The following is a 12403-nucleotide window of genomic DNA, read 5'->3' as shown; positions in this document are numbered from 1 at the left end:
CTTTCCCACGAAGGACCCATCGTGCGACTCTCCTCCTCCCGCCGGTCGGCCGCGGCGATCGCCGCCGTGCTCGCCGTCACCCTCGGCACGGGTGCCCTCGCCGTGCCCGCCGTCGCCGCCCCGGCGGGCCCCGCCGCGACGGCGACCACGACCACGACCACGACCAACGCGATCTCCATTCCCGGCCTCACGCACGTGGTGGGCGCGGGCCCGTCCGGGTTCCTGTCCTACGGGCCCGGCGCCAACGGCTCGTTCAGCGAGCCGATCTACCGCTGGACCAGCACCGTCGACGGCACCACCACGACGCTGCCCGCCCAGAGCGCCTACTACGGCGGCTTCTCCGACGTCGTCGTCACCAAGGAGCCGACGCGGGCCACCTACCGGGTGTACGACATGTCGCAGCCGGGCAGCGCCTACCTGTCGCTCAGCGTCAGCGGCTCCCCCACCCTGCGCGCGGTCGTGGGCTCGACGCTCGTCGTCTCGACCTGGGACGAGACGAGCAGCGCCGGCGAACTCCGGCTGGTGACGCGGAACGCCCACGACGTCAGCGACCGTCCGGTGACCGGCCTGCCCGCCAACGCCCGGGTCCTCTCGTCCAAGGCTGCCTCGGCCTCCACCGTGCTCGTCCGCTACTCGACGCGCGACGCGGAGTCCGCCGTCCACCACCACCTGGCGGTCGTCGACGTCCCCACCGCCTCGGTCGCCGAGGACCGCGAGATCGGCAACGCGATCTACTCGGGGGACACGGCGCTCTCCGCCTCCCACCTGGCCTGGGTGGAGACGGCGGGCACGACCGCCACGCTGCGGTACGCCGAGCGCGGCGCGGGCACCACCACGGGGTCGATCCCGCTGGAGAACCGCACGGGCACCCGCCTCGCCTTCGTCGGCCGCTGGCTGACGTACGCGTCGCCCGGCGCCGACATGGCCACCGAGCCGAACGCCCTGCACGCGCTGACCGCGCTCGACCCCACGACCGGCGCCACGGTCAAGCTCCTCGACACCGCCCTGTCCTCCGTCGCCGCGCCCGACGGCAGCGTCCTCGTGCGCGGCGGCACCGTCGCGCAGGGCGAGGGCGTCTACCGGATCTCCGACACCGGCGGCGCCCCGAGCGTGACCCTGGTCGCGAGCACCGGCCGGCCGACCGCGCTGAAGCTGCTGGCGAAGACCGTGCCCGACACGGTCGAGTTCGACCTGACCGACGGCAGGGCGAGCATGGAGTGGCAGTTGTCCCGGGGCCTGGCCTCCGGCTCCCTGACGGTGCGGCACGTCCGCACGGGCACGACGGTGGTCGACCGGCCCTTCGACTCCTCCCTGAACTGGCCCGGCGGCTCGGGGTTCCTGGAGGTGGAGTGGGACGACCGCACGGGCAGCGCGCACGCGCCCAACGGGGAGTACGTCTGGGAGCTGAACGCCACCCCGAAGAACGGCATCGGCCCGGCCCTCAAGGAGACCGGCACGCTCACGGTCGTCCGCGAGCCCAACGCGCACGACTTCAACGACAACGGCTCCCCCGACCTGCTCGCGCTCGACGCGGACGGCGTCCTGTGGCGCGACGACGTCTTCCACTCCCGCTGGTCCGACGGCATCAACGGCTACCGCACGAAGGTCGGCGCGGGCTTCCAGGCGTACGACCTGATCGAGGCCGCGGGCGACCTCGCGGGCGGCACGGCCGGCGACTTCGTCGCCCGCGACAGGTCCGGCGTGCTGTGGAGCTTCCTCGGCAAGGGCGACGGCACCTTCGCGCCCCGCACCGGCCTCGGCACCGGCTGGGGCGTCTACAACAAGATCGCGGCCGGCTCGGACCTGACCGGCGACGGCCGCCCGGACCTCGTCGCGGTCGACGCCGCCGGAGCCCTCTGGCTCCACAAGGCGACCGGCAAGTGGGACGCGCCCTACGCCACCGCCCGCGTCAAGCTCGCCGCCGGCGGCTTCAACACCTATGACCAGATCACGGCCGTCGGCGACATCGCCGGAGCCACCGCCGGGGACGTCGTCGCCCGGGACACCGACGGCGTCCTGTGGAGCTTCCTCGGCAAGGGCGACGGCACCTTCGCGCCGCGCACCCGCATCGGCGGCGGCTGGAACGCCTTCTCCCAGATCGTCGGCACCGGCGACATCGACAGGGACGGCCGCTCCGACCTCGTCGGCTACGGCCCCGAGACGCACCCGTACCTGGGCACGGGCGTGTGGTCGGCGCCGTTCGGTCCGAAGCTGTACGGCCAGTTGTACTACGGCGAGGGCGCCAAGTTCCGGAACGTCACCTGACCCCGGCCGGACCCCGGTCCGTGCCGTGACACCCGGGGCGCGGCGGCACTCCCGCCGCGCCCCTCCTCCCAAGGAGCGGTTCGCCATGACCTCCGCACGTCGCACCTCCGGCCGGCGGCTCGCCGCGGCCGTCACCGCCGCCCTCGCCGCCACCGCCGTCGGAGGGGCGCTGCCCGCCGCCCCGGCGGTCGCGGCGCCCGTCACCACCGCCCCGGCACAGCCCCGGGGCGCCACCGTCGCGCTGCCCGCCGACGCCGAGATCGTCAGCGCGGGCGCCACCGGCTTCATGACCTCCCGGCCCGACGGGGCGGGCGGCGAGAGCCTCGCGTGGACGGACCTCGCGACCGAGACCACGACGCCCCTCCCGGGCTCGGTCGGCCACGACTCCCACTCGGACGTCGCCGTCACCAGCGACGGGGCCACGTACTACACGCAGGACATGACGACCCCCGGCACCCCCACCCCCGGCGTCGACCTGACGAAGGAACTCGGCCCGGACGCCGCCTTCGTCGGCGCCGTCGGCAACCTGCTGTTCGCGACCAAGCCGGACTCCTACGGCAAGCTGGACCTGTACCGGCTCTTCCCGTCGGGCGGGACCGTCCACAAACAGAAGATCTCGTACGGCACCCGGAACACCGGCTACCGGATCGTGGCGTCGAGCGCCGCCGACGCGTTCGTCCTCGGCACCGCCGAGAACGGCGGGACGTCCTACTTCTCCACCACGTACAAGCTGTCGGGCGGCGCCCTGGGCGGCCTCTACGACTACACGAGGCCCGTGGGCAAGTGGCCGGCGAACGCGACGGGCGGGATCTCGTCGGCGTACCAGGTGTGGACCGAGCGCGCGAGCACGACGACCGAGGCCGTCGTGTACGACCGCGCCGACTACACGACGAACCGTTTCCCCCTGGGTTCCCACGAGGACCTGGCCGTCGCCGGGGTCGTCGGCCACTGGTTCCTCTACGGACTTCCCGGCGGCATCCGGGAGTCCACGACGAACCCGCTGTACTCCCTGACCGCCCGCTCCCTCACGGACGCCTCCCAGGTGAAGCTGCTCGACCACGTCACCTCCTCCGCCGTCGCGCCGGACGGCAGCGTGCTGGTGCGCGGCGGGACCCTCGCCGAGGGCGAGGGCCTGTACCGGATCTCCGACACGGGCGGCACCCCGACCGCGACCATGATCGCGAGCACGGGCGCGCCGACCGCGCTCCAGTTCGTCACGCACGAGGTCCCCGGGGTCATGGACGGCGATCAGAACGCGATCTGGACCACGTGGGCGTTCTCCCGCCCCAACGTCTCCCTGACCCTCACGCTCCGGCACGTCCCGACCGGCAGGACGTCCACGCAGCGGGCGTTCCTGCCGCTGACCGGCGAGCGGATCCCCTGGAACGGGGTGATGGACGACGACGCCCCCGCCCCCAACGGCGACTACACCTGGGAGGCCGTGGCCACGCCCGGGAACGGCATCGGCGGCCCGGTCGCCGTCTCCGGGAGCAGCAGGCTGGTCCGCAGGGCGAACGCGCACGACTTCACCGACAACGGCTCCGCCGACCTCCTCGCCCGGGACGCCTCCGGCACCCTGTGGCGGGACGACACCTACGACCACCTCGCCGCCGGCGAGCTGTTCGCCGTGAACCGCGTGAAGGTCGGCGCGGGCTTCCAGGCGTACGGCGTGATCGAGGGCGCCGGTGACCTGGCGGGCGGCCCGGCGGCGGACTTCGTCGCCCGGGACTCCTCGGGCGTCCTGTGGAGCTTCCTCGGCAAGGGCGACGGCACCTTCGCCAACCGCACCGGCGCCGGGGGCGGCTGGAACGCGTACAACAAGATCGCCGCGGGCTCGGACCTGACCGGCGACGGCCGCCCGGACCTCGTCGCGGTCGACGCCGCCGGAGCCCTCTGGCTCCACAAGGCCACCGGCGACTGGAAGACGCCCTACGCCCCCCGCGTCAAGCTCGCCGCCGGCGGCTTCAACACCTACGACCGGCTCACGGCCGTCGGCGACGTCGCCGGGGGCGCCGCGGGCGACGTCGTCGCACGGGACACCACGGGCGTGCTGTGGCTGTTCCCCGGCAAGGGCGACGGCACCTTCCTCCCGCGCGTCCGGATCGGGGGCGGCTGGAACGCCTTCTCGCAGCTCGTCGGGATGGGCGACGCCGACAACGACGGCCGCGCCGACCTCCTCGCGTACGGCTCCGGCGGGACGTACGTCTACCTGGGCACGGGCACGGAGTCGGCGCCCTTCACCCGGATCTCCACCAGCCTGTACCGGGGCGAGGGCACGAAGTTCGACTCGGTGTCCTGACTCCGGGCCCCCGGGCGCGCGACCGCGGCCGGGGGTGGTGCCGGGCCGTCCCGAGCGGGTTCGCGGGACGGCCCGGCGCCGGGGCGGTCCGGTCAGGCGAGGTGGGAGTAGGCGCTGCCTTCGCCGGGGCCGTCGTAGAGCTGCGTGTCCGCCCGGGTGAAGGGCGTCTCCCAACTGCCGGTGGCGCGGTAGAGGTAGGTGCCCTGGGGGCCGTAGCCGATCAGGTCGGGGCGGCCGTCGTTGTCGACGTCGCCGGCGCCGACGAGCTGGGTGAACATGTTCCAGCCGCCGCCGATGCGGGTGCGGGGGGCGAAGGTGCCGTCGCCCTTGCCCAGGTGCAGCCACAGGACGCCGTTGGTGTCGCGGGCGACGAGGTCGCCGGCGGTGGCTCCGGCGATGTTGCCCACGGCGGTGATCTGGTTGTAGACGCCCCAGCCGCCGCCGAGGCTGGTGCGGGCGGTGTAGGGCTTGGCCCAGTCGCCGGTGCCCTTGTAGAGCCAGGCGGTGCCCGTGGTGTCGGTGGCGACGAGGTCGGGCCTGCCGTCGCCGGTCAGGTCGGAGCCGCCGGTGATCTTGTCGTAGACGCCCCAGCCGTAGCCGATCTTCGTCCGGGGCGCGAAGGTGCCGTCGCCCTTGGCGAGGTGGCTCCACAGGTCGCCGTCGGCGTCGAGCGCGACGACGTCGCCGTGGGCGGCGCCGCCGATGTTCCCGACCGCCTCGATGTGCTCGTAGACGTTCCAGCCGGTGCCGACGGCCGTACGGCCTGCCGACTCGTACCGCCCGTCCACCGGCCCGTCGAAGAGGTCGTCCCGCCACAGCGTGCCCGCGGAGTCCCGCGCGAGCAGGTCGGTCGATCCGTTGTCGGTGAAGTCGTGCGGGTTGGCCTGGCGGGTGACCCGGAACGTGCCGGAAGCGCGCGCGGCGCTGCCGATGCCGCCCGGGACGGCGACGAAGTTCCAGGTGTAGGCGCCGTTCGGGGCACTGGCGCCCTCGATGAGGCCGTCCCACTCCATGACCGGGTTCACCGAGCGGTCGTCCGGACCGGGCAGGGTGACCTTCTTGCCGGTGGCCACGTGCGTCAGCGTCACCATCGCGAAGGCCGGGCGCGAGATCGTCCACTCCCACCGCGTCCGGGTGCCCGGCTGCTGGAGGTCCACGGTCGTGGGAACCTTCGAGCCGAGGACGGTGACGGCGAAGTTCCGGCCCGTGCTCGCGACCTCGGTCACCACGGGGACGCTGCCCTGGACGCCGTCGAACAGCCGGTACAGGCCGTCGGCGTCGTCCTTGACGCCCCGCACGTGCACCGCGCCGTCCGGCGCGTGGGCGAAGCCGGAGAAACGCTCCAGGAGTTCGTACGGCTGGGCGTCGGCCTTGAAGAGGTCCACGGCGTACAGCGGGCTGACCGAGGCGCCGGCCGTCTCGCCCGGGACGCCGTACAGCAGCACGTCACCGACGATGCCGACGATGACGGCCTTCTGGCTGAAGCTGTCGAGCAGGATCTCCTTGGGCAGCTTGCCGGCCCGGTCGACGATGATCCTGTTGCCCTCGGTGCGGGACTCGACCCGGGCGGTGTAGTCGTGGGTGATGGCGCCCGAGGCGTCCTTCACCAGCTTGCCGGTGTCCCTCTCGTGCCGCAGGGAGCCGCCGTGGACGAAGTCGACCCGCGCCAGCGAGTCCTGGGTGCGGAACGTCACTCCGGACTCGTACCGGGTGGTGACCAGGACGAGCGCCTCGTTGCCGGCGGACGCGACGACCTTGAAGCTCACCTGGCTGCCCTGTCCGGAGAGCTTGACCTTCCTGGTCCGCTCGCCGTCCGGGGTGTACAGCCACAGGTCCTGGTAGTTCCCCTCCCTCGGCACCTGGACGAACAGGTCCTTGCCGATCACGCCGACCAGCTTGGCTCCGGCGGCGAACTCGGTGACGAGGTCCACCGTGACGGGCGCGGCGGCGGGGGTCCTCATGTCCCGGACGGTCGCCGTGCCGCCGTCGCTCGTGACGACGAAGTCGGACGCGCTGTCGTGGGCGACGGCGGCGGCGCCGACCGGCTCCACCGAGCCGTCCGCCTTCCGCCACTCCAGGACGGTCTTGCCGTCGGAGTCCTTGCGGGACGTGAGGTACCCGGTGTCGCCGACGCTGACGACGTCGGCGTCGACCGGCAGCGTCGCCGCGTCGGCGGCCTCGGCACCGGTCGCCGGCGCGGTACGGGCCGCGGGCACGGCGGCGACGGCCGGGGCGGTGACGAGGGTCCCCGTCACGGCCGTGACCGTGGACAGGGTGAGAACCGCGGCGGCGAGCCGGCGGCCGGAGATGCGGTGCTTCACGTGTGGAACGACCTTCCGGAGGTTGCGTCTTGGGGGAGCGGACGCGCGAGGCGCCCGGGCGCACGGCGTGCGGCCGTCCCCCGGTCCCCTCGCGCCGGGCGGCGTTCCCCTCCCTGCCGCACGCCCCGGAGCGCGCGCCTTCGAGGACGCGGCGGGTCTCACGTGGGACGACCACGCGAGCCCTCCGGAGGAGGCGGGAGCGGCACGCCTGCCCGTACGCACCGACGAATACGACCTCCCGAACACGGGAACGGTTGTACGGAAAGCGCACCTTCTTTCGGGCGTACCCTCCACCGTGTGACCAGGAAGAAGTTCGTCCTCTTCGACGTCGACGGCACCCTCGTGGACGCCGTCGCCAACCAGCGCCGCGTCTGGCACGCGTGGGCCGGGCGGTACGGGCTCGACGGGGACGCGGTGTACGCCGTGGCGCTGCGCACCCGCCCCGTCGAGACGTTCGCGGCGGTCGTACCGGCCGAGGACCCGGCCGGGTGCCTCGCCCTCCTGCACGCCCTGGAGGACGAGGACGTGCGCACGGGGACGTACACGGCCTTCGACGGCGCCGCCGGGCTGCTGACCGCGCTCCCGGCGGACCGGTGGGCGCTGGTGACGTCGAACTACGCACACCGGGTGCGGGGCCGGTTCGAGCGGACCGGACTCCCCCTGCCGGGGCTGGTCGTCGACGCGGCCTCGGTGGCGGAGGGAAAGCCGTCGCCCGTCCCGTACCTCACCGCCGCCGGGAAGCTGGGCGCGGACCCGGCGGACTGCCTGGTGATCGAGGACGCGCCCTCGGGCGTACGGGCGGGCCTCGACGCCGGGATGACGGTCTGGACGGTCAACACCCCGACCCCGCACCCGGAGGCCCACCGCCACTTCCCGACCCTGACGGGGGCGGCACCGCACGTCCTGGCGGCGCTCGGCGTCTGACCCGGCCGTAATTCACCCGCCCCGGGCACCGCGGCTCGGCTACGCTCCTGCCGTCCCCGGGTGCTGACAAGCTCGGGGAACCGGCCGGCGACCGCGTCCGCCTAGCTCCTGCACGGAGCGGGGTCCGTCTCATGACGGGCGGTCGCCGGCACCCTTCCCCTTTCCCCGGGCCGCCGCCTTCCTGATCACCGCCCGCGTCCCCCCGCGCCGGTCTGACGCGGCCTCCACCAGGCTCTTCATCCGCTTTTCATTGTTCCTTCAACTGCTTTGCGGTGATGAGCAGTTGAAGGGCGTCCGGTCGGCGGGTCGCTCGGTTATCGTGGCGCGCATGCAGGGGGAGTCGAACAACAATTCCAGCCCGGACCGTCTGAGTGGCAGCGGAGCCGTGCCGCTGGACGCGGAGGATCCCCGGAGGATCGGGGCGTTCAGGCTGCTCGGGGTGCTCGGGTCCGGGGGCATGGGGCGGGTCTATCTCGGCGCCGTGCCCGGGAAGTTCGCCGCCGTGAAGCGGGTGCTGCCGGTCCTCGCGGAGGACGCGGACTTCCTGAGCCACTTCGGGCACGAGCTGGACAACCTGGCCCGGCTGCCCGCCGGGGCCAGCACCAGGCTGCTCGCGAGCGACCGCACGTCGAAGCCCCCGTGGTTCGCGACCGAGTTCATCCCCGGCGTCACCCTCGACGAGGCCGTCCGGCTCAACGGCGGCCCCCTCTCGGGCGGCGTCCTGTGGCGGCTCCTGCGGGACGCGGCGGCGGGGCTCCGGGTCGTGCACGGCGCCGACATGGTGCACCGGGACCTCAAGCCGTCCAACGTGATGCTGACCGGCGACGGGCTCTCCCTCATCGACTTCGGCGTCGCCCGCGCCGCCGACCAGAGCCGGCTGACCAGGACCGGCATGGTCATCGGCACCCCCGCCTACATGGCCCCCGAACAGGCCGTCGCGGACCCGGTCCTGACCGGTGCCGCCGACGTCTTCGCCCTCGGCGGCCTCCTGCTGTACGCGGCGAACGGACGGCCCCCGTTCGGCGACGGTTCCGGCCCCGACCTGCTCTACCGGGTGGTCCACGCCGCACCCGACTTCGGGGGCCTGGCCGAGGCCGACCCCGCGCTCGCGGAGCTCGTACAGAAGTGTCTCTCGAAGGATCCGGCGGACCGGCCCACCGCCGCCGAGCTGGTGGATCTGACGGAGGAAGGGGCCGCGGGGGCCGCCTGGCCGGACGCCGTCGCCGCGCGGATCGGGGAACGGGCGGCCTTCGCGGCCGGAGCGCCCACGGCCGAACAGCTCGCGGAGCCGGAGGCGGCCGAGCCCGCCGCGGACGTGCCGACCGCCTCGCTCACCCCCCAGGCCGGGAAGGAGCCCGCCACGGCCTCGCCGGACGTGCTCGCCGTGACCGCCGCCGGTGGTCCCGGGAAGCCGGAGCGGCGGCGGAACCGGTTCGTCATGCTCGCCGTGCCCGTCGTCGTGGCCACCGGCACCACCCTGACCGTCGCCCTCGGGCCGTACGAGGTCGGGCGCCTCGGCGCGGCCCCGCAGGACTCCGCCTCGCCGTCCGCCGTGGCCTCGCAGCCGGCGGCCGTGCCTTCGTCGGGCGGGCCTTCGGGCAAGTCCCCGGTTCCTTCTTCCCCTGCGTCGAAACCGGGGGCGACGCCTCCGCCCGGAGCGCCGTCCGCGCGGCAGCAGCAGCCGTCGCCGTCGGGTGTGGTTCCGCCATCGCCTGACGGTGGCGGCGGTGCGGGTGGTGTGGGCGGTGCCCCGCCGGGTGGCTCCGGGTCCGCCTCCGGCTCCGGATCCGGCTCCGCCTCCGGCTCCGGATCCGCCTCCGGGGGCGGAGCCGCCGTCCCCGCCGGCGGTACGCGGACGACCCGGCCCCCGGCCCCCACCCCCGCCCCGCGGCCGACGACGCGGAAGCCCGCCCCTCCCCCGCCGCCCTCGGGGGCGTACTCCCTGGAGAACGGGACGAGCGGCGACTGCCTGGCGGAGTACGACCCGGGCTTCGGCGTCCTCGTCACGTCCGTCGCGTGCGGCTCCAAGAGCAGCAACGGCACTCCCTATCGCTTCGCCTGGCGGTACGCGTCCGGCGCGGACGGCACGTTCCGGCTGGTCAACACGTACAGCGGCCGCTGCCTCCAGCCCGCGGGCAACACCAGCGTCACCACCGCCGCCTGCAACGGCTCCTCCCCCCAGTCCTGGAAGGTCTTCTCCTCGTCGTCCGCCGGGCGCCTCCTCAGGAACACGAGTGACGGAAAGTGCCTGACGGCGGGGGCGTTCGCGTCGACCTACACGTGCGGGGCGAACCAGGGCGGCCAGGTCTGGCGGAACATCGGGGCCCTGTGACCGGCACGCGGGCGCGTGTATACCGATTCGCAACCGAAACCCCGCCCGGCCGAGACCCACTACGTGTACACGTCATTACGCTCGGTTCTCATGGTCACCACCCCGCATGAGCCCCCCGCCCACCCCGCCCCTCCGGTGTACGTCATCGGCGGCGGCCCCGGCGGACTCGCGGTCGCCGCCGCCCTGCGCGGACGGGGCGTCCGGGCGGTCGTCCTGGAGAAGTCCGACGCCGTCGGCGCCTCCTGGCGCACCCACTACGACCGGCTGCGGCTGCACACCACCCGGCGGCTCTCCGGCCTCCCGGGTCTGAAGATCCCCCGCTCGTTCGGCCGCTGGGTCGCCCGCGCCGACGTGGTCCGCTACCTGGAGAAGTACGCGGAGAAGCACGAGCTGGAGGTCGTGACGGGCGTCGAGGTCTTCGGCGTCGAGCGCTCCGGCGCGGAGTGGGTCCTGCACGCGACCGGCGGGCGCCGGCTCGTCGGCGGCGCGGTGGTCGTGGCCACCGGCTTCAACCACACCCCGAGCCTGCCCGAGTGGCCCGGCCTGGACGCGTACGAGGGGGAGGTGAGCCACGCGCGCGCGTACCGCGATCCGGAGCCGTACGCCGGGAAGGACGTCCTGGTCGTGGGCGCCGGGAACACCGGCGCCGAGATCGCGGCCGACCTCGCCGGGGGCGGCGCGAAGCGGGTGCGGCTCGCGGTGCGGACGGTCCCGCACATCGTGCGGCGCACGACGTGCGGGTGGCCGGCGCAGCGCACCGGGATCCTGGTGCGGCGGCTGCCGGTGCCGGTGGTCGACAGGCTGGGGGCCGTGCTGGCCCGCTTCGCCGCGCCCGACCTCACGGCCCACGGGCTGCCCCGGCCGGACACCGGCCTCGCCACCCGCCAGCGGCAGGGGGCGATCCCGGTGCAGGACGTGGGCCTGGTCGACGCCGTGCGGTCCGGGAAGGTCGAGGTCGTCGCCGCCGTCGAGGGCTTCGAGGGCGGCGAGGTGCTCCTCGCGGACGGCACCCGGATCACCCCGGACGCCGTCATCGCCGCGACCGGCTACCGCCGCGCCCTGGAGCCCCTCGTGGGCGACCTGGGCGTCCTCGACGACCGGGGCCGCCCGGTCGTCCACGGCGCCCGCTGCCCCCGCGAGGCCCCCGGCCTGTACTTCACGGGCTTCACGAACCCGATCAGCGGCATGTTCCGGGAGCTGGCGATCGACGCGGAGAAGATCGCGCGGGCGATCGCGCGCCGGAGCGCGAAGGCCGGGCGCGCCCGCACCCCCGTGTGACGGCGTCCGGCCCGGCCCCCGGGCGCCGTGGCCGCCGGGCGAAGGGCCGGGCCCGGCAATTCGGTTGGGCCGCGTCCCGGCCGCTGACACGATGGGCGGATGGACGCCCCCACCCCGATCGACCTCGCCACGTGGCCGCGCCGGCAGCACTTCGAGCACTACCGGCGGCTCGTTCCGTGCACGTACTCGATGACGGTGGAACTGGACGTGACCGCGTTCGCCGCGGCCCTGCGACGGTCGCCGCGCAAGTCCTACGTCGCGCAGGTCTGGGCGCTCTCCACGGTCGTCAACCGTCACGACGAGTTCAGGATGTGCCTCACCGCGTCGGGCGAGCCGGCCGTCTGGCCCGTCGTGCACCCCGCCTTCACCGTGTTCCATCCGGAACGCGAGACGTTCGCGTGCGTGTGGGCGCCCCACGACCCGGACTTCGGCGCGTTCCACGACGTGGCGGCCCCGCTGCTCGCGGAGCACGGCCGCGCCACCGACCTCTTCCCGCAGGGAGCGCCCCCGGCCAACGCGTTCGACGTGTCGAGCCTGCCCTGGGCACCCTTCACCGGTTTCAACCTCAATATCGGCGGCAACGGCTGGGACCACCTCGCGCCGATCTTCACCCTCGGCCGCTACACCGAGCGCGACGGCCGGACCCTGCTCCCCCTGGCCGTACAGGTGCACCACGCCGCCGCGGACGGGTTCCACACGGCGCGGCTCGTCAACGAGTTGCAGACCCTCGTCGCGGACCCGGCCTGGCTGGAGGAGGGCCCGGCGGCGGAGTAGGCGCGCGAGGGTCGGCCGAAACTGCCCGTGGGGTGGGGGCGCGCATGCCAGACGCCGTCGCCGCGGGCCCCGCTCCGACGGCGGCCCGGGCCCGGCGCGGGCTGCGGATCACCGTCCGGGTGACGGCCCACCGGACCGGGCACGCCTCGGGCACCGCGTGGACCCCGGCCACGGGGGCGGTCGCGGGCTGAACCCGCCCGGCACGACGAG

8 protein-coding genes are annotated in these 12403 nt (G+C 74.3%); 7 read left to right on the top strand and 1 reads right to left on the bottom strand.

The window, feature by feature from the left end:
* Positions 1-21: 21 nt before the first annotated feature.
* Together ACFYNX_RS15830 and ACFYNX_RS15825 are read left to right on the top strand one after the other, a co-directional pair.
* Complete coding sequence (locus ACFYNX_RS15830) at positions 22-2265, top strand: FG-GAP repeat domain-containing protein (protein ID WP_388661919.1); 2244 nt, start codon at positions 22-24, stop codon at positions 2263-2265.
* A gap of 85 nt (positions 2266-2350) precedes the next feature.
* Positions 2351-4564 carry an FG-GAP repeat domain-containing protein gene (locus ACFYNX_RS15825; protein WP_388661917.1) on the top strand — a complete coding sequence of 738 codons (2214 nt, stop codon included), beginning with the start codon at positions 2351-2353 and terminating at the stop codon, positions 4562-4564.
* Between the two features lie 92 nt (positions 4565-4656).
* Here the strand turns inward: ACFYNX_RS15825 and ACFYNX_RS15820 are convergent, their stop codons facing one another.
* Entirely contained in the window at positions 4657-6885 is a 2229-nt protein-coding gene (locus ACFYNX_RS15820; protein ID WP_388661915.1) for an FG-GAP repeat domain-containing protein, read from the bottom strand.
* A 297-nt stretch (positions 6886-7182) separates the two neighbouring features.
* Here ACFYNX_RS15820 and ACFYNX_RS15815 point away from each other — a divergent pair, with 297 nt between their 5' ends.
* The 5 genes from ACFYNX_RS15815 (at position 7183) to ACFYNX_RS15795 (ending at position 12384) form a co-directional block, all read left to right on the top strand.
* Positions 7183-7809, top strand: a complete 627-nt coding sequence (locus ACFYNX_RS15815) for an HAD family hydrolase (protein WP_388661913.1) — start codon at positions 7183-7185, stop codon at positions 7807-7809.
* Between the two features lie 328 nt (positions 7810-8137).
* Positions 8138-10141 carry a protein kinase gene (locus ACFYNX_RS15810; RefSeq protein ID WP_388661911.1) on the top strand — a complete coding sequence of 668 codons (2004 nt, stop codon included), beginning with the start codon at positions 8138-8140 and terminating at the stop codon, positions 10139-10141.
* A gap of 90 nt (positions 10142-10231) precedes the next feature.
* On the top strand, positions 10232-11419 hold the full coding sequence (locus ACFYNX_RS15805; RefSeq protein WP_388661909.1) for a flavin-containing monooxygenase: 1188 nt from the start codon (positions 10232-10234) through the stop codon (positions 11417-11419).
* 99 nt (positions 11420-11518) lie between these two features.
* A complete protein-coding gene (gene catA / locus ACFYNX_RS15800; RefSeq protein WP_388661907.1) occupies positions 11519-12193 on the top strand; it encodes a type A chloramphenicol O-acetyltransferase in 675 nt (224 codons plus the stop codon).
* A 44-nt stretch (positions 12194-12237) separates the two neighbouring features.
* Positions 12238-12384, top strand: a complete 147-nt coding sequence (locus ACFYNX_RS15795; RefSeq protein WP_388661905.1) for a hypothetical protein — start codon at positions 12238-12240, stop codon at positions 12382-12384.
* The last annotated feature ends 19 nt before the right edge of the window (positions 12385-12403 follow it).

Source organism: Streptomyces sp. NPDC007872, assembly GCF_042868165.1.
GTDB lineage: Bacteria > Actinomycetota > Actinomycetes > Streptomycetales > Streptomycetaceae > Streptomyces.
The sequence above is the reverse complement of the archived record's forward strand: the minus strand, read 5'-3'. Positions and strand labels throughout refer to the sequence as shown.

Coding starts and splice junctions, on each gene's coding strand:
- catA (WP_388661907.1), top strand. CDS start 11,519: ATGGACGCCCCCACCCCGATCGACCTCGCCACGTGGCCGCGCCGGCAG.
- ACFYNX_RS15825 (WP_388661917.1), top strand. CDS start 2,351: ATGACCTCCGCACGTCGCACCTCCGGCCGGCGGCTCGCCGCGGCCGTC.
- ACFYNX_RS15795 (WP_388661905.1), top strand. CDS start 12,238: ATGCCAGACGCCGTCGCCGCGGGCCCCGCTCCGACGGCGGCCCGGGCC.
- ACFYNX_RS15810 (WP_388661911.1), top strand. CDS start 8,138: ATGCAGGGGGAGTCGAACAACAATTCCAGCCCGGACCGTCTGAGTGGC.
- ACFYNX_RS15805 (WP_388661909.1), top strand. CDS start 10,232: ATGGTCACCACCCCGCATGAGCCCCCCGCCCACCCCGCCCCTCCGGTG.